The 18,801-nt window shown below is 46.8% G+C and carries 15 protein-coding genes and 2 pseudogenes; 4 read left to right on the top strand and 13 right to left on the bottom strand.

Annotation, left to right across the window (positions count from 1 at the left end; genetic code table 11):
- Positions 1-177 precede the first annotated feature (177 nt).
- Both FKP33_RS10515 and FKP33_RS10520 read right to left on the bottom strand, forming a co-directional pair.
- Positions 178-2,040, bottom strand: a complete 1,863-nt coding sequence (locus FKP33_RS10515; RefSeq protein ID WP_054796126.1) for a PrpR N-terminal domain-containing protein — start codon at positions 2,038-2,040, stop codon at positions 178-180.
- Positions 2,041-2,255: 215 nt separating this feature from the next.
- Positions 2,256-3,044, bottom strand: a pseudogene (locus FKP33_RS10520) (SDR family oxidoreductase); the annotation flags it as partial.
- A gap of 242 nt (positions 3,045-3,286) precedes the next feature.
- On the opposite strand from FKP33_RS10520, the gene FKP33_RS10525 reads away from it, so the two are divergent.
- Together FKP33_RS10525 and FKP33_RS10530 are read left to right on the top strand one after the other, a co-directional pair.
- On the top strand, positions 3,287-4,411 hold the full coding sequence (locus FKP33_RS10525; protein ID WP_127605396.1) for an L-dopachrome tautomerase-related protein: 1,125 nt from the start codon (positions 3,287-3,289) through the stop codon (positions 4,409-4,411).
- A 1,206-nt stretch (positions 4,412-5,617) separates the two neighbouring features.
- Complete coding sequence (locus FKP33_RS10530) at positions 5,618-6,691, top strand: LLM class flavin-dependent oxidoreductase (RefSeq protein ID WP_174817555.1); 1,074 nt, start codon at positions 5,618-5,620, stop codon at positions 6,689-6,691.
- 171 nt (positions 6,692-6,862) lie between these two features.
- Here FKP33_RS10530 and FKP33_RS10535 read toward each other — a convergent pair whose 3' ends face one another.
- The 10 genes and pseudogenes from FKP33_RS10535 to FKP33_RS27670 form a co-directional block, all read right to left on the bottom strand.
- Entirely contained in the window at positions 6,863-8,152 is a 1,290-nt protein-coding gene (locus tag FKP33_RS10535; protein WP_219996649.1) for a polysaccharide deacetylase family protein, read from the bottom strand.
- A gap of 39 nt (positions 8,153-8,191) precedes the next feature.
- On the bottom strand, positions 8,192-8,839 hold the full coding sequence (locus tag FKP33_RS10540; protein ID WP_258313430.1) for a hypothetical protein: 648 nt from the start codon (positions 8,837-8,839) through the stop codon (positions 8,192-8,194).
- Between the two features lie 563 nt (positions 8,840-9,402).
- Positions 9,403-10,176, bottom strand: coding sequence for a TerC family protein (locus FKP33_RS10545; RefSeq protein ID WP_127605291.1), 774 nt, complete (start codon positions 10,174-10,176; stop codon positions 9,403-9,405).
- A gap of 659 nt (positions 10,177-10,835) precedes the next feature.
- Entirely contained in the window at positions 10,836-11,924 is a 1,089-nt protein-coding gene (locus FKP33_RS10550; protein WP_141334934.1) for an ABC transporter ATP-binding protein, read from the bottom strand.
- 12 nt (positions 11,925-11,936) lie between these two features.
- Positions 11,937-12,719: an ABC transporter permease gene (locus tag FKP33_RS10555; RefSeq protein WP_141334936.1), complete on the bottom strand. Its 783-nt coding sequence runs from the start codon at positions 12,717-12,719 to the stop codon at positions 11,937-11,939.
- Positions 12,716-13,579: an ABC transporter permease gene (locus tag FKP33_RS10560; RefSeq protein WP_141334937.1), complete on the bottom strand. Its 864-nt coding sequence runs from the start codon at positions 13,577-13,579 to the stop codon at positions 12,716-12,718. Before FKP33_RS10560 ends, FKP33_RS10555 begins: the two co-directional genes overlap by 4 nt.
- Before the next feature lie 36 nt (positions 13,580-13,615).
- The gene (locus FKP33_RS10565; RefSeq protein WP_141334939.1) at positions 13,616-14,710 is read right to left on the bottom strand and encodes an ABC transporter substrate-binding protein; all 1,095 of its coding nucleotides are present in this window, start codon (positions 14,708-14,710) and stop codon (positions 13,616-13,618) included.
- Between the two features lie 32 nt (positions 14,711-14,742).
- Positions 14,743-15,915: an amidohydrolase family protein gene (locus FKP33_RS10570; protein ID WP_141334941.1), complete on the bottom strand. Its 1,173-nt coding sequence runs from the start codon at positions 15,913-15,915 to the stop codon at positions 14,743-14,745.
- Positions 15,916-16,172: 257 nt separating this feature from the next.
- Positions 16,173-16,823: a GntR family transcriptional regulator gene (locus FKP33_RS10575; RefSeq protein WP_181410114.1), complete on the bottom strand. Its 651-nt coding sequence runs from the start codon at positions 16,821-16,823 to the stop codon at positions 16,173-16,175.
- Between the two features lie 366 nt (positions 16,824-17,189).
- Positions 17,190-17,279, bottom strand: a pseudogene (locus tag FKP33_RS27670) (transcriptional regulator); the annotation flags it as partial.
- Positions 17,280-17,348: 69 nt separating this feature from the next.
- Here FKP33_RS27670 and FKP33_RS10585 point away from each other — a divergent pair.
- Positions 17,349-17,597 carry a hypothetical protein gene (locus FKP33_RS10585; RefSeq protein ID WP_141334944.1) on the top strand — a complete coding sequence of 83 codons (249 nt, stop codon included), beginning with the start codon at positions 17,349-17,351 and terminating at the stop codon, positions 17,595-17,597.
- A 313-nt stretch (positions 17,598-17,910) separates the two neighbouring features.
- Positions 17,911-18,312 carry a 23S rRNA (pseudouridine(1915)-N(3))-methyltransferase RlmH gene (locus FKP33_RS10590; RefSeq protein ID WP_141334946.1) on the top strand — a complete coding sequence of 134 codons (402 nt, stop codon included), beginning with the start codon at positions 17,911-17,913 and terminating at the stop codon, positions 18,310-18,312.
- Between the two features lie 54 nt (positions 18,313-18,366).
- On the opposite strand, the gene FKP33_RS27105 is transcribed toward FKP33_RS10590, so the two are convergent.
- Positions 18,367-18,801: hypothetical protein (locus tag FKP33_RS27105; protein WP_181410115.1), on the bottom strand; the 435-nt coding region annotated here is incomplete at its 5' end.

The raw sequence follows: 18,801 nt of genomic DNA on the forward strand, positions 1-18,801 counted from the left end.
TTTATTGTTTTATTTTTAAACAATTTCGCTATGCGAAAAGGCCAGCCGAATGCCGGCTGGCCTGATCCCGCGAAAATCCCCTCCAACTACACTGGATTCGTCTCCACCAGCGCTGTTTTCTTAAAGGGGATGCTCTCCTGCTTATGAACTGTTGTTTTTTGCAGCGGTAACCTTCCGCTACTCCTGGTTCAGTTTCCTCCATAGCGTTGTCCGGTTTATGCCTAACCGTTTGGCCGTCGTCGACTGATTGAAACCTTCCTGCTCCAGAACGATCCGAATAATATCCCGTTCGATCTCCTCCAGCGTCCGGTCTTTGCCGACCAACTGCCGCAATGCCCCCTCCGGAGCCGGGCGTTCGAAGATCGAGGCAAGAATCGGCTCGGCTTGCTGCATGGTCACAAACGAGCCGTCGCTGGATTCGATCAATACCTTAAGCACACGCTTTAATTCCAGCATATTTCCCGGCCAATGATAAGACTTCAGCAGCTTCATCACATCCGGCTTAATGCCCAAAACCTGCTTGCCCAACGATCGGTTCATTTCGGCCAAGTACCAGAACACCAGGTGATCCAGATCTTCGATGAAAGAACGAAGCGGAGGCATATGAATCATGTGCGGCTGCAGCAGAGTGAACAGCTGCCGGTCAAATTCATTCGCCCTGACCTTCTCCTCCAGATCGTCCGATGTGGAAACGATCAATCGGAACGGGGGAGTGAAACTATAAGCCCCCTCTCCCCGTCGGTTTGAAGCTTGCAGCATGGCAGCCAGCCTGCGCTGCGAAGGCAGCGGAACATACTCGATATTATGAATATACAGTGTCCCCGCTTCCGCTCTGAGTACAAGCGCATTCTCGTCGCTCTCGCCGCTATCCGAACCAAAGAGCAAGCGGCCTAGCTGATCGGAAGGAGTTAGATCGGCATACAGGACGACAAAGGGCCCTTTATGATAACCGCTGCGATTGTGCATCGCTTCGGCCAGCGACCGTTTCCCTGTGCCCGACTCTCCCACGATGACAATCGGATCGGCAAGCTCGCTCCACTGCTCCGCCCTATCCATGTAGGAAGCTTTAATAAAGTCCGTTTTCACAAAATGCTGGAATTGGCTCGCGGGCGGAGAGAAGAGGTCCTCCTCGGCACGCCGGAATTGCTGCTGCAGCAGCCGAATGTCTTCCTTCCGGTAAATGGTGTAGTTCATCCCCCCGTCCGCCATGGGCTTGCCGTAAATTAGCAAGCCCTTATTGTAATGGGCCTTGCCGACAACCACTTGAACAAATTCTTCCCCCCTGTCAGCCTCCAGCGAGATTTGGGCCTGCGTTAGGAAGTCCCCCCATTTCATTCGCACAGCTTGCTCGGCGCTCACCCCGAAGATTTCGGCGGCCGTTTGGTTGTAAAACTGGATAGACCCATCCGCATGCACCCCGATCACGCCTTGTCCCATCGTATTTAGCAGTTGTTTGATAAAGGCCATTTCCTGATGTTTTTCAAGACGCGATAACACCGTTTCCTTGGCCCGTTCAAGTACTTCGAGGATAGCCTCACGGCCGGATGTGATCAGAATCGCCTTCAGTCCGTAGTTCTCCGAGGTAGCCACCGTAATCACGTCGCCAATCACAAGACTCACACCCTGCTCCTTGGCCTGCTGAACGGCACTGGCCGCCTGATCCTCGTGATGAATTACGAATTTCATCACCTGCATGTCCAACAGCTCCGCAATCGTGTCAACGCCATTCACAATGTTCGGAAAGCCGATAATGCCGACCTTACCGGGATATTCCTTAAGAAAAGTCAACGAGCGCAAAATATCATAACCGTTGACGGCAATTTCAATGACAGGGATGCGTACATGCTGACGAATCAGCTTAGCCGTTCCCCCGCGGCTTATAATAACGTCATATTTTTGCTGCTCCGCCGCCTTGGCGATCGTTAACCCCTGCTGCAGGTCGCCAACCTCGGCATGTATTTCATACGGAAGCTCTTCCGCCATATCTTCCAATAAATCCTTCAACCCTCTATAAGGTGCGATAATCAAAAATTTAAACATCAACGGCCCCCCATGCTTTCAAAAAGCAATGCCGCTTCGCCTATAACGAAGCAATTTTACACTCAATATGATGCAATATTCATCAGTTACATTATACACAAATCTTTATTTCTTGTCTTTCGTTAATTTAATGTATCATTTCGAAACACAATTTATGGCATACAATTATATAAGGCTTTCGTAACCGAAAGCCTTTCAAACTTGCCTTTATCAGCTCAAGTTTCCGTCATCACGCCGCCGTTCACGTGAAGCACCTGTCCCGTTACATAGGAGGAATCGTCCGATGCCAAATAAATGTAGGTCGGCGCAAGCTCGAACGGCTGTCCGGCGCGCTTCATGGGCGTTTCCAAACCGAACGTTTTTACATATTCGGCCGAATAGCTGGATACGATGAGCGGGGTCCAGAACGGGCCGGGTGCCACGGCATTGACCCGGATGCCCTTGCTGACCAATTGAAGCGACAGCGAACGGGTGAACGATACGACCGCGCCTTTGGTTGAAGAATAATCGATAAGTAAAGGGGCGCCTGCATAAGCGGTAACGGATGCCGTCGATATAATGGTGCTTCCCGGCTTCAAATAAGGAAGCGCGGCCTTCGTTAAGTAGAAATGGGGAAAAATGTTGGTACGGTACGTATCCTCAAGCTGCTCGTCGGAAATATCCAATATGCTTTCCTGGGGGAACTGGACCGCTTGGTTCAAAATAAGCACATCCAGCTTCCCGAAGCATTCCAATGTTCTTCCTACCGCTTCCGCGGAAAAAGCGGGCCGGCGCAAATCGCCTTCGATCAGCAGGCAGCGGCGCCCGTAACTCTCCACCATGCGCTTGGTCGCTTCGGCGTCTACGCGTTCATACAAGTAAACGATCGCCATATCCGCCCCTTCTTTGGCGAAGCCGATCGCGACGGCGCGGCCGATGCCGCTGTCGCCTCCGGTAATCATGGCGATTTTCCCAGCCAACTTGCCGCTTCCCTTGTATTCGGGATTGTCGGATATGGGTGCCGGGTTTTATTCACCCTTTTCTGGTTTTGCAAGGGACCCGTTCACACGGCAACCCGCACCATCTTCCGCTATAGGCATATATCTATAAGATCAGGTGATGATCATGATTAACCAACAGTGGGAGGCTATATATGATGCAGTACCCTAATGGGCAGAATCCCCGTCAGCAGTCCCCTTATCGACAAGCGTTTTACCAGCTGCAAAATCCCGTTTCAAAAGAAATCCAGCCAATAGGCCAATATCAAATGATCTTCCATTGGAATCGATTGGATTGGAACTTTCCTGACTTAAAGATGAAACAGGATTTTGAAACCAATCAGTATTGGAAAAAGGCGATGCCTGCCGGAGTAAAGGTCGACCAGCAAGGCCATTATTACGTTTCGGTGCCCCGCTGGGCTGATGGCATTCCTTCCACCATGAATCGAATCATAATCAAAGACGGGAAACCACTCTTGGAGGCTTTCCCGAGTTGGGAATGGAATCAAGCGGGCAATGTCCATGTTCTCCAATCCGTTCTAGGTTATGAAATTGATGAATATAACCGGATGTGGCTGCTGGATCAAGGAAAGATTGCCTACGCCCCTTCTCCGGAAGGGTCGCAGAAGCTGATCGTCTGGGATTTGAATACCAACCGGATGATCGACTCCATTATCATCCCGAATGAGATTGCGCCGTACCGGACTTCTTTTTTAAATGATGTGATCGTGGACAATAAGAATGGTTTTGTCTATATAACCGATTCTGGTTGCGGTTGGCCGGATCACCCGCTTGACGGCGGAATTATTGTGTATAACATGAGAACGAGAACGCTCAGACGGGTGCTCGATCGGCATTACAGTACACAGGATTTTCCCGATTTTCATTTTCAAATTGACTATAAGCCGGTATTCAAGGATAAACCTCTTCGAATCGGAGCTGACGGCATCGCCTTATCCGCGGATCGTTCCACGTTGTATTACTGCCAGGTCACAGGGCGCAATCTATATGCACTTGATACTTCGCTGTTAAGAAACTTTACTACGCCGTTAGAAGAAATCCGCAAGGCCGTGCGGGCCATTGGCAGCAAGCGCACGACCACCGATGGGATGCACGCGGATAATAAGGGAAATGTGTTCTACACCATGCTGGAAGGAAAGGGAGTAGGCATCTATACACCTTCCAGCCATACATTCCATGATTTTGTGTCTGACGACCGAATGCTATGGGTGGACGGGGTCGCTTTTGATCAAAAGGGCTCCATTATCTTCAACAGCAACCGCCTGCACGAGATGTTTGGGGGCTATGAGATGGATTGGACCTATCCCTATAACCTTATCATTTGGAAAGCATTTGTCGGCCATGGCGTCAAGTCGTACTTGTATGCCGATTGATAACCGATGAGCCTGGCTTCTACCGTGCAATGACATCCGTGCGAGGAACACGATAGACCGCGGCATTGCGGATACTATAGAGTTCCGTGGGATTCGCTATTCCTGTTTATGAGGAAAGGCTAACGCATAAAACATAAAAATCGCCCTCCACCTTGGTCGAGAAGCCAAGTTAGAGGGCGATTATCTGTTTGAAACCCGTTTTTGAAGGTGTAGTCTGTTCTACACCTCAGCTTTCAGAGCTGAAAATAATGGGTTTCTCCACAGTCCGACCATTACCATTCCACGGAGAATGGCTTCGATTTTTATATATTATTTGATTTTAAATTTCGAAGCAATTGTCATTACGATAAAAGATACTTGTCATCGATTTAAACCGTTAATCGGGGTCATTCCAGTAAAATCTATTCTTTTAAATCCATTATTACTCAGAAATTCAAATCCTTCGTTAATTGAGGTCTTCCATTATAGAAGAATATTCTATATAGTGCTTATTCCTTTCGAATCCCATCATGTCTAATTGATGAGAAATTTCATCTACATAAGAACTCGATATTATGATCAAGATTTCGTTTTTATCTTCATAGAGTAACTTTTCTGGAGGATAAATAGATGATTGTAAAAATGTTTGGTATTGTTTTAATTGATCATTATCGATATAGAACGCAACACTACCAACAGAGTTAATATATTTTGTAATTTCAACTCCGGCACTACCAGTCCAAATAATATTATTTTTTTATTAGTAATAATTGATAAGGGCTTCTTTAAGTCTAGCACTCTATCACTCCTTCATTATCTATAAGGCACTATTTCTATTGAAAAATATCCAATTCTACACCAAATGTTATCACATAATCGGCAAACATAAGATGAGTTAAATCTTGCGGTTACTAATTGGTGCGGTTCCCCCTTTGACCTTAAACATCTGAAACACCCAGTTCCACCAACAATATTTTTTACCAATACGGAAGCGGATCCCGTTATCTAAAATGACGACGATTGGAAGTTGATCTACGTCCACATGAGGATTAAATGGAATAGACGTGATATCTTGCTGCTGTACACCTTGCTTCCTCCTACTTCATTTTATGGACAAGAATACTATTATAGCCGTAAGTCGGAACAACAATCCCGATAGCAACTTATTAAATTTGAGAAGCCATAAATAAATGAGTAAACTATAGGTAATAAAGGAGGCGAATCAACATGGCCGATTCGGCGATCAACATGGAAATAGGAATAAGTACATTTCTGGAGACTACACCTGACCCGGTGACAGGAGAGGTCATCAGCCATGCCGAGCGGCTACGCAATGCGGTTGAGGAGATCGTACTGGCCGATCAGGTCGGACTGGATGTCTATGGAATTGGGGAGCATCATCGACCCGATTACGCAGGCGCCGCGCCCGCTGTTGTATTGGCGGCAGCGGCTGCCATGACCAAGCGGATAAAGCTTACGAGCGCTGTTACCGTGCTGTCCTCGGACGACCCGGTACGCGTGTATCAAGCTTTCTCCACCCTTGACGGCATTTCCAACGGCCGGGCCGAAATTATGGCGGGCCGGGGTTCGTTCATTGAATCCTTTCCGCTGTTCGGATACAGCCTGGATGATTATGACGAATTGTTCGAAGAAAAGCTGGAGCTGCTGCTAGCGATCCGCTCCTCGGAGAAGGTGTCTTGGCGCGGCGGTCATCGTCCCGCTATCCATAACCTTGGTGTCTATCCCCGGTCCGTGCAGAACCCGCTGCCCGTTTGGATCGCAAGCGGAGGGAATCCACAGTCTGCTGTTCGGGCAGGAATGCTGGGTCTTCCGATCGCATTCGCCATCATCGGGGGAATGCCCGAGAGTTTCGCGCCGTTAGTCGACCTCTATAAGAAGGCTGCCGCGAAGTCCGGGCACGATCCTGCCAAACTGCCGATTGCGACTCATTCCCACGGATTTGTCGGGGAAACAACCGAGCAGGCTGCCGATTTATTCTTCCCTCCCACACAAGCCCAAATGAACGTTATCGGGCGTGAGCGGGGTTGGGGCCAGCATTACAGCCGGGCAACTTATGATGCCGCACGCAGCCTTCGGGGCGCCCTCTATGTGGGTGATCCCGAATATGTGGCGGAAAAGATTATTCTACTGCGCAAAAACCTGGGGGTTACCCGTTTCTTTCTACATGTGAATGTCGGTACGATGCCGCACCGTGAAGTCCTGCGTGCCATCGAACTGCTCGGCACCAGGGTCGCACCAATCGTACGTAAGGAGCTTGCCCGAAGCGAGGCAAAGGAATAAGCAAATGGCGGGAATCCCCTCGCCTCCTAAACGAAAGGACGCTGACCGCGTGAGGTCAGCGTCTTTTTGCGTTTGCAGGCGGTATCAGGAGCATATGCAAATGGGGAGCTACCCCTTCTAGAGAACACACCTACTGCTGAGAATCTGTACTATCTATCACTTTGGTATATTTTATTTGAAGGCGACGAACGTTAAGTTCTTTCCTTTTAAGTATTTTATAATATCTGGAAGCGCCTCCACCGTGTTCTTGTCTTCATGCAGCACATATACGCCCCCAGCAGCTTCGACCTGATGGAAGTATCGAATGATGTCCTCTGGCTTCTTCGCATTCCAGTCCTCCGGATCTCGATTCCACAGGAGGATCTTCATATTCTGCTTCTTGGCCGCGGAGACAAGTTCATCGTTAACCGCACCGTATGGGGGGCGGAACAAAGTAACGGCAGTATGCGTTAGGGATTCGACAACGCTGCTTGTCTTCGACAAATTTTCACTCTGATCCTGAGGGGCGGCTTTCGTCAGTACACTGTGATCCCAGGAATGATTCCCGATCGACATTCCATGCTCGCTCGTATAGGTAACGGCATCCGGATTGCGTTCCGCATTCTTCCCTACGAATAGAAATGTCGCCGCCACCTTGTGCTCCGTCAGAATGTCCACGATATTCTTCGTGAACGGGGAGGGCCCATCATCGAAGGTTAAGGCGACGTATTTCTCCGGCAACCCGAAGAACTTCTTCTCTTCATCGATGTCGATGACTTCAAAGTCTATCTGCGCCTGATTGACGTTGGGCTGAATCGAGGCTTGTGTTAGGGCTGTTTGGTCTGCCACGACAGCCGCATGTGAGATATCGCCCTTGTGCATATCACTAATGGATGCGGGAACAATCGGTGCATTCGAATCATCCGTTGTTACCACTGCCTTCGCTACGCCGATTTGCTCGCTAAGTATACGTACGGAATCGTCCTTGCCTCCGGAAGCGATAGATAGAAAAGCCAGCAAGCCGAGCATAACCGGGAGTAGATTCGCTATCCTCGGCACGCGTGCAGAGAATCGGCGTAGGAATTGGGATCGGCGCTGAGCGAATTTCTCTACCCCGCCATCCTGCCCTCCCTCGTCCATCGGAACGGGCGGAAGGTCTGTTTGCCTGATCCGCTTTATCTGACTTATGTATTCTTCGCTGCATGGAAAATACAGCGTATCCCGGGAGACGCCTGTGGTTCTGATTATGGCACTATAAAAGGTATTTCGGTAAGGATCCCACTTGGAGTAGGGAGAGAGTCGAATCCTGTCTCCATTCAATGGCCTCAACGCTTCAAGCCCAAGAAACGTAAACTCGTCTATATCGATCACGTATGTAGCTTGCCTGTCCTCTTGGGTAACGACGACCTTGATTTGGTTTACACCATCGGAGGTCTTCCCAAGCGACAGCAGTTCCATCACCTGTGTACTGTATGTCTCCATACCCATCTTCGTCCTTCTCTTCTCAATCCCGACATGACCTTAATCGGTTGAAGCTCCATCAATCGGGCCTGCATTCGGTGCAAATGGAGACGTTAGCCGGTTAGTAAAGTCATTTACAATATTAAGGAGATGCGTCTTCTCCTGACGAAGGGCATCGAATTTCTGTTTCATTTGGGAGAGCTCGGCTTCAAGCCTCCCGTTCTTCTCTTCAAGCTCGCTGATTCTCTTGTTCTTATCGGCAGTCGTCTCGTTGTGCTTCTGAAGCAAGCCCGCATAGTTCTGGCGTTCGAGCTCAATCACGCTTTTAAGCTCCTCGATCTCACCAGACAAGGTGGAATGGAGCTCTCGGTAGTCTTCCATCATCTGGTCGACCTTCAGATTCTTATCGGTCAGTCTCTGCTCCAGCTCCTGGATGCTCTTCTCGCGCTCCTCGATGACCTTGCCCATGTTCTTCAAGTCCCTGTTCAATCGATCAATTTGTCCGTTCGAATGGCTTAGCCGATCCTGCAAATCGTTGTAGCTCATTTCGACATGCTGCTTGGCCTTAATCATCTGCTCTACGGCGAATATCAGATCGAGCGACCTTTTGTCCGTATGGGCCTTATTTATCATAATAGAGCCTGAAGGCTCTTCACTCGCCTCGGATTTAGCTGAATTTACCGACACTTCCTCCTGTGGTTCTTCCAAGTCCCTCCTTATGCCGAGATCCCCTCGCGATTGTTGCTCCTCAAGGCCATTCTTCTTCTTTTGGAAAGGAGAAAACATAGACAACTCACCTTTTCTGAGAAAATATCGATTAATATCGAAAAAAGTTTCCTTAATTATAGATGAGTTTTCCAAATTTATATGCGGGTCTAAAGTACCAATTTATGCCTATTTTTAGGCTAAAAGGAGCGGTAGTATAGGAGGATATCAACGCTGTCTCGCTAGATCCATAAAAATTCGGGAGTTCGAAATAAGAATGGAGACGGAAGGCTTACTCCGCCCGTCTCCATTTTGCTTTAGAGTATCTAAAGTGGGCTAATCGCACTAGCCAAAGAAATCCAAAGTTTCGCCTCACTTATGATACGGTTCACCGCGCTGTCTTTAACGGCAAGTTTTAGGGCCATCCTACAATGGATGGTTCACCTGAACGCCTTAAACGTCGGCAATTACTCCTTAGTAGCAGCAGCTAAAATCAAAATGCAAAATGGGGCTGTCCTTAGGGGATGGCCACTTGTCAGCTATGAAGGACTGTCTGGATGTTGAACCTAGAGCTGATCAGCCTGTGAATGTTTTTTCGCAGGCGCAAACCAACCGAGAAGGGCGATCGCAACCAACACACCATAGAAGATAAGGGTCCAGCCTGTGCTATGCGGGAAATGATGACCTAACACACCAATATCTTCATGGGCCAGGGTAATCACAGCGAGCTTCACACCGACCCATGCCACGATCGCGTAAGCCGTGGTCTCCAGTGCTGGCCGCTGAGCAAGCAGCTTCACAAACCAATTAGCCGCGAATTTGATTAGGACGAGCCCAGCGATTCCACCAAGCACAACAACGATGAATTGTCCTCCGTCCATACCGCCGAAGTCACGAAGCGGTGAGTCCGGGAGACCGAGTGCTAGAGCTACTGCAGCAAGAATGGAATCAATCGCAAAGGCGAGATCCGCAAGAGCAATTTTTCCTACGGTTGGCCAGAAGCCTTTTCCTGTAGCATCTTTTTTTATGTCCTCACGGATGTTCTCGTTTTCCTTGCCGAAACGCGCTTTGATTATGTGCTTTAACCCAAGGTATAGAAGATAAGCTGCTCCGATCGCCTGTATTTGCCAGACGTTCGCAATAAACGATATCGCAAACAGAGCGGCGAAGCGAAAAACAAAAGCCATAATGATCCCATAATTGATGGCTTTCTTCTTCTGGTCCTCCGGTAAATGCTTCGCGATAACCGCCAGAACAAGGGCATTATCCGCCGATAGCAAACCTTCCAATCCAATAAGAATCAGTAATGCCCATGCATACTCCAACCAAAGTGAATCCAACAGCACTTCTCCTCTCTATGTAAGAATGGTGATGACAAAGTTGTCGCTTACAACCTAAGTTCAATAGAGCCCAGGATTTCCCCGTGTTCACGGCTTTGATTGTACCGTTACTCCTTTTCACTCTCCTAAAGACCTTGAAGTAAATGCCTTTTTATTATTAGCTTGTCCGACTATAATATACCACTTTGAAGCTGTCAAGTAATGTCTCATTTCATTTTATTAATCGTATAAAGAACATTCTAATCAGATCGATGATTCCTACCGTCATTCAATTGAGAGATATCCTGACCTGAAGCTAAAGAAAAGCAGGAAAAAACTTGCCGTTACTTATGATACGGTTCGGCGTATCATCAATAAGGCGAATTTTTGCCGCGGTGTTAAATACAGTCGACTTACATTGGATAGGGGTTCAGGTTGGTGAAGAATGGCTTGGCAAATCCAAAATTTCCTGCCGGAGTCTGTAAAGTAAAAGGTGGAACCTTTGAACCCGAGTCAAAATGGACAACCTACAATCCTTGAAAACTCGGTTGGAGGGAACCCCACATGGCGGATGAACTTTGGTCTTCAAGGTTCACAGCCTCACATTCCAGATGATTCATAGAGGTTTTTTTGTAAAAAGAAATACGGGAGCATGATCACCAATGCTCCCGTTCCCCACATTAAAAGGTTAACGTCCTCGAAATATCCCATTGCAGGATAGCTTCGTCTCCCACTCGTAGGCCAAACTCCCTTTGTGAATCCTGGATTCGAACCATAAAGTGCTTCTCTATACCCTCTAAGGTAACCCCCATTAGGTAGGATGAGCCTGCATAATGGATAAAGGATACCGTGCCATGCAGACAATTATGCCACTCATCGCCCTGCACAGGCTTGGCTTGCGTTCCCAACGGCAGTATCTGGACCCCCTCCGGCCTCACCATGGCAAAGGTCGGAGGTGCCGTTGCGGCACTCTTTTCTGCCCGTAGGATCTGTCCGTTCGCGAGCTCAGTCCGCCATCTCCCTTTTTCCACAGTTACATTGGACACCGGAAGAAGATTCGATTCGCCCACGAAGTCGGCTACAAAAGGGTCGGCGGGTTGCGTATAGATCTGTTGCGGTGTTCCAATCTGAATGATCTGCCCTTGTCGCATGACGGCAATACGATCCGATAACACCATAGCTTCGTCCTGGTCATGGGTTACAAAAATCCCTGTAAATCCATATTCCTTTTGGAGCATTCTAATTTCAATGCCCAGGGCTTGTCTCAGCTTGGCGTCCAGGTTACTAAGGGGTTCATCAAACAACACCAGTGGTGGCTTCAGCACCAGAGTCCGAGCCAAAGCCACTCGCTGCTGCTGCCCTCCGGACATCTGTGCGGGAAACCGCTCCGTATAATCGCTTAATTGTACGGATTGTAGCGCAGCGACGACCCGCTGTCTGATCTCGGATTTGGGGACACCGTGCCGGCGCAAGCCAAATGCCACATTGTCATAGACGTTCAAATGAGGGAATAGGGCGTAATTTTGAAATACCAGACCGACATATCTTTGGTGAGGCGGCACATAGGTCAGATCCCGATTATCTAACAGGATTGAACCCGAGGTAGGAGTCTGCATCCCTGCGATCATGCGAAGCGTTGTCGTTTTCCCACAGCCGCTGGGTCCTAAAAGGGACAGCATTTCCCCACTTTCCACATCGATACTCAAATCATTAACAACCGTGTTATTACCATACTGCTTGAACAGGTTTTTAATCTGCAGTTGACTCATAGTTCACCTCTTCTACAATCTTTCGTTCCGCCCCATCACGCTAACTCCCAATAATCCTATCAGCAGCGTACAAATAATTATAATAGATGAAATTGCCGCTAATGAGGGTGAAAGGTTGAATTGGATATCCGAGTAAATCGTCATGGGAAGCAAAGTGATGCCCGGGCCGGTTAAAAACAAAGCAATGACCAACTCGTCAAAGGAGAGAACAAGGCTCAAAAAAGCACTTGCCAGCAAAGCGGGCTTGGCTAGCGGCAAGGTGACCAGAAAAAAAGTTTTGACAGGAGAAGCTCCCAAAATAATCGCCGCCTCCTCTACCGCCCGCTCCATACGCGAGAAGCCAGCCAGCATCGTCCGAATCACATAAGGGATGATCAGTACAATATGTGCAAGCAGCAGCCTGAGAAAATACATTTTGATTCCCAAATAACTGAAATAGATCAGCAGGCCGATACCAAACAATAAGGTTGGAATGACCAGCGGCGAAAGGAACAAGGCTTGAATCGCTGATTTCCCTCGAAACTCAAACCGTTGCAGCGTATAAGCAATCATCGTCCCGACTGGTAAAGCTATGGCAGTGGTGGCCAAGGCCAACCACAAGCTGTTCCAAAAAGGCGTCCCGTACCGTCCGCCGGTCAATACCTTCTCATACCAGACCAGGGAGAAGCCCTGGGGAGGGAATACGAGGTATTCCCCCGGGTTGAAGGACGAGATAAGGATCACCAGCAGCGGGCACAAAATGAAAACATAAATCAGAACGTTGATGATGCGCAGAAGAGGGAATTTTCCGATCATATCAGATTCGCTCCTCCCGATCGGTTACGGTTAAGCAACCGTTTATAAAGACTGGTTACGGCAAGCATAGTTACCAACAAAATGACACCCATGGCAGAGGCATACGGCCAATTGAGCAAATTAATGGTTTGATTATATATCTCCGTAGCCATCATCTTTACCTTGGCCCCTCCGATCAGAGACGGCGTAACGAAGAAGCTCAAGGCGATGGAGAAGACAAGCAAGGTGCCGGCTACGATGCCTGACAGTGACATGGGCAAAGTGACAAACCAGAAAACTTTTACCTTGGAAGCACCCAGATTAGCCGCTGCATTCTCCAGATTACGGTCCATCCCGTCCAGAACGGAGTACAACACCAGTACCATATAGGGAAGCATCACATGAACAAGCGCTATCACGACTCCCGCTGGCGTATAGAGCAGGGAAAGAGGCTCTTGAATAACTCCGAGCTTCAGCAGCATTTCGTTCAGAATCCCTTTGCGTCCCAATATAATAATCCACCCAAAATTGCGTATGACAGCACTGGTCAATAATGGAAGGGCAATGAGCACTAACAGCATAAAACGATGCCGGGGATTTGCGCGGGACACTCCATAAGCGAGGCAATATCCCAGGATCAGACAAATCCCACTGACCAGCAATCCGATCAGCACCGAACGCAACAGCATTTGCAAATAAAAAGGGTCGGTGAAAAATCGGACATATTGATCCCAGACAACAGCAGGCTCCATTGCACCGGAAGTTGTCGTGCGATAGAAACTAATTACAAACAAACGGCCTATGGGCAGGACAAAAACAAGAAGAAAGATGAATAGTCCCGGAGCTAGTAATATCCAATGAGGAGGGATACGTTTGCGCATGGTTCCAGGCCTCCCCTCGCTATAGAATCATTTCGTTTATTTCGCAATGACCTTGCTCCATCTCTCCATCCAATCCGATTTGTTGTTATTAATCAGCCCTAAATTCAGCTTAATTAATTTGTTGAAATGATCTTCTGTACTTGGAATGACCGCTTTGAGCTTGTCGGGCAGATTCGCTTTTTTGTTTGTAGGGGAGTAACCGCCTCCCTCAGCGGTAAGCACTTGTATATCCGGTCGCAAGAGAAAATTAATGTATTTTTGTGCAAGCTCAGGGTTTTGACTACCCTTTACAACCTGAGCCGTGATATAAATCCCTACAGCACCTTCTTTGGGCGTCGCGAACTTGATAGGTACCCCCTGCTTGCCAAAGGTATAAGCATATCCTGAATCGAAAGGGGCAATCCAAGCTTCCTCCTGAACGAATAAGCTGCCTACCTCTGGACTTGATTTGACGATCGCGGCCGTGTTGGGCAACAGTTCCTTGACCACATCCAGACCCGGCTGAATATTGTCTTCACCGCCGCCATTCATTTTGGCAGCAGCCACCAGAAACTGGTTGCCGTAAGTATTGGAGATATCGACCAGACCTACCCGTCCCTTATATTCAGAGCTCCACAAATCCTTCCAGGAAGTAGGAGCCGTCTTTATCTTCTGATCATTATAAATGATGCCAAGAGCCTCATATCCGAAAGTTGGCGCATATCCATCTGTATTCAGCGCTGCAGGATACAAATCATTCAAGTGGCTCACCTGGGCTGTGTCAATCTTCATGATCAGATCCTCTTTGGCAGCTATTTGCTCCTGTCCTCCCGAGAACAATACAACGTCAATGGTCTGGTTATTTTTTTCCGCACGGATTCGGGCCAACGCATCCGCAGAATATAATGTGACGACATCCACTTTAACGTTATATTCCTGTTCAAATTTCTTAATATATTTTCGTTGTTCCTCTTCAATAGGACCGCCAAAGGAAGTCACGACCAGCTTCCCCTTTTCCTTGGACACGCCTTGGGGCGAATCGCCCGGGGAGGAGGCATCCTTACTTCCACTGCCGGACCCACATCCGGATACAACCAGCATAAGAACAGCCATGACACCTGCTACTAGTTTAAGATTACATCGGTTTCCCATCGGGAGTTCCCCCTCTTCTCATGAATAATTGATTATCTGCCATTAGTGCTTCTGTCCCAATTCTTCTTATAAAGATCTCGCGCATTCTCGGATAAAATCATCGCCGCCGCCTTGTAAGCATATTCCTCATCTATGATGCCTTCCTCTACGAAATCGCCAAGTACCTTCCCTAATTCCTGTCTAATGAGTTTGCCGCCAAGCCAACTGATCTCTGGAATGTTAAATCCATCCGAGCCATACATTACCTTCGTAAAAGGAGCCATTTCAAATATCTGACGCAACTTGGCATAGATGCCTATACTGCTGAAAGGTACCATAGAGGATAAATCCAGATAAATATTGTGATATTGATTGACCAGATATCCCGCTTCTTCCACGAAGGGGTAGGCGGTATGAATAAATATAATTTTTACCCCTTGATAATAGGGGTCACTGACAATGTCATGCATAAGTAAAGGACTGGACTGCTTGACATCAAGCAAAGGGGCATCGCCCGCTCCGGAATGCATTTGAATGGGAATATCATATTCCAGGCACAGTTCAAAGGACAGCAGGACCAAATAATCCCGTACCTCTTTTTCCGCCTGCCGGTTTCCTGCATCCGCCAGAAATGAACTGTAGCTCTTGGCCGCCTGTTCCTTTGAGATTTTTTTAAGATGGAGGCCGGTATGGTAGGCAATGACTGTCTTAAACGCTATCGTTCCCTGATTTTCCACCTCGTCTCTTAACTCGCGGATATATGTCTCCACTAGCTCGTCGAAACCAACCCTTTCCTCGAACAGCTTATGATAAGTGGCTTCGACTCGGTGGATGCGTCTGGTTGTGACAGAAGACGACATATGATGAAACCAGTCCAGTTCATCCTGTGATAACCGTGAGCCCATAACCGGAAAGCCATAATCGACCAGGAGAGATTCGATGCCCGCATCCTGAAACAGCTTGTCTACGTAAGCTTTGGGATTGGATCGGTATAATTCATTTCTCACATTTATGAGTTCATCGTCTGTTATGCCCGGATTAACCTGCAAAAATGGAATCAGCTCACGCCGGACTAATTTGAATAGCAGCGTATTTCTGTTATCCCTGCTCCGAGGGGGAATAAGAGAGAGTGTGAAGCAGTTATCAAACTCTCTGACCTCACGGGTCAGCATAAAGGGGTGGCAGTGATCGTCAATAATAGGCAGCTTGCTTAAATCAATATTCATTGGATCTCCTCCGCAACTAAATTATGTATACAATCTGTTTTTGTTAATGTATACAATATAGTATATCGGCCTTTTAATGTCAAATAATATTACACAAAATAAAATATTATTTTATATTGTAAGATTATATAACATTGTAATAACATAATTTTGATTCTCTACTAAGAAAAAGCCGTCATTTGGGGCGATCATGTCGAGATGATCGTTCCAAATGACGGCTTTCCATACGCCCTTGTTTTTAACATATTGAATCTACCCTATTGCAAATGATCCTGATGCGCATAAAGCAAGAGCTCGGATTTTGCCCTGCTCCAGTTTTGTTGCATATAGTGACGGGCCTTTTCTTTATCTTTATTTTTAAGGGCTTGCAAAATATGCTGATGCTCCAGCGTTGCTTTATCCAAATTCACACCGCTCATAAACTGCGTCTGTATCCGGTACGTCTTGTGAAACAATTTTTCTCCATGATAGATCAAAAGCTTGTTATCACACATTTTATAAAGCGTCTTATGAAACTCGATATCACATTCCTTCCACTTGTGAAAGTCCGTCAGCCGCTTTTGTTCATCCATTTTTTCGACCAATCGCTCCAAATTTCCGAGATGTTCCGAGCAGGGATTCTGCGCTGCCAAATAAGCAATCATTCCCTCGATAGCTTCCATCATTTCGTAACAATCATTAATATCCTCTGCAGACAAAACACTAACATAGGCCCCTTTGCGGGGATAGACTTTAACAAAACCTTCGACTGAGAGCAACCGAATTGCTTCTCGGACCGGGGTTCTGCTCATATCCAGCTTCCGTGCATATTCCTCTTCTATAATGGGCTGACCTTGCATCAACTTGTTCTCTTTAATATCCCGGAGAATGCTATCATATGCAAGCTGAGCCTGGTTTTGCTTAACCATATACATCCTCCTATAAGTTCTATGAAGTATTACTTTCTTTTAATAAACGAGAAAAATTTAATGACAGATAGATAACGTCTTACATATCAGATCAATGAAAGTAACACAAATATGTCACTCCGTCCGTTGCTTCTATTACATGAAGGTTATTATACTTATTCCCAATAGGGTTGTAAAGTTTCCCGAAACAAAAGCACCGATCCGCTGAGGAACCGATGCTTTTGGTGTGCGGATAACATTGTCCATTACTTGGTCATCAATCCGCCATCCGCGGGGATGCTCGTGTGTGTCATGGCGCTGAATTCATCGGAAGCCAGGAAAACCGCCACGTTGGCGATTTCAACCAACGCTGGAAAAGATGGTTGTGGGGTTGGACATCTCAGGCTCTTTTAACCAATCGAATATATGCAAGCGTGTTTCATTCGACAGAGCCTTAAATATTAGAATTGGGTCCATGGCATGTATTATATCGAAAAATCTCGATATGTCAATGAGGGGTGACTCTCTTTCTTCGGTGTTTTTGCCATGTTCGGGGCCGACTCGACGGGAAAAAGCGACGGCGAGCTGGCGCAGCGATCCAGGCGCTTCGCCGCTTCTGGAGCTCGCTTGCGCGCTGACTCCAACATCGACGCGTCACGGCTCGACGAGTTGGTAGACAAATCGTTCATGAAATACCGCATCGGCAACTTCATCGGAATGGGTATCACATCCCATTTAGTCAAAACGCAGTCCGTTGACAACGGGCGAATTCGGGACGCAGGAAATAAAGGGTAATGAAGTCTTCGAGGGTCAACCCATTTCTTACTAATAAGTTTGCGTCATTTGTGATACGGTTCACCGTATCTATTGATAGGGTAAACTCAGATGAATCCGTTGTATCTTCAGAGTAAAAAGTGCCGCCTCGACAAGCAGAAATACCGCATATTGATATGCATTAATGTTGCGGTTTTTCAACGGACTTAGCAGCATGTTATACTTTTATAAATGATGACCCGATTTAATCAGACCACTATTCATTGAGGCCCAGTCATTAACTATATGCTGGCTCTCCTTTTCTGCATCCATCTTGAATATTGAGGTACTTCCTATGAAAATTAAAGTGTATGCTATTGGTGATAGGTTAGAAAAGTTCTATCTCGAAGCCATTAAAGAATATGAAAAGCGGTTGAGCCGCTACTGCAACATTAAGTTGGTCCACTTAAAGAAAGAAGAACATCTTCAGAAAAAAATATCTCCGAATTCCTTTGTCATTATTATCTCCACCGTCGGAAAGACCATTTCTTCTGAGGAACTAGCAACAACAATAGATCAATGGGCATCTTCAGGGCTGTCTGACGTTTCCCTTGTCATTGGGGCAAATCAACCAACATACAATGAAACCATGACTTTAAGTCAGATGGAGATGGACTTTGGTTTAACAACATCTATTCTTTTTGAACAGGTTTATAGAGCGTTTCGGATAATTAATAACCACCCATACCACAAATAAAAATAAAAGCAAATGCACGGGGAGACGTCCTGCATTTGCTTTATTTTTACAATTTCAGATAACTGGGTTCTCTAAAAAAATTTCAGCTAACAACTTGATATCTTTTAATTGAGATGTAATGGTTCTTAGTGAAATTATATTTTCAGAGTTGTACGGTCCTAGCTTTGCTTGTGGGTGCGTACAGCGGTTTCTATCCTCTCGCAACTGTTTTATTTTATCTTCATCAAAAATACTATTAAATTGAGAAGCATACGCTGATACTTTTTGATCAAATTGCTTAGTGTGTGTGTCAAAGTAATGCTCAACTACTTTGAAAAATTGCTCATATCGTCTAAGTGGATTCTGAATTCGCAAAGCATCTGTATATGTTGCCAGTGCTGAAGATTGATTAAATTTAACTGGATCCATAAACTTTTCAGGTTCAAGTTTCTCCGGAATTTGAAGCATTGCCCCAATAGAGCTATAACCTATGATAGCTTCATTTTTTAA

The organism is Paenibacillus sp. tmac-D7 (genome assembly GCF_006519665.1).
Classification (GTDB): domain Bacteria; phylum Bacillota; class Bacilli; order Paenibacillales; family NBRC-103111; genus Paenibacillus_G; species Paenibacillus_G validus.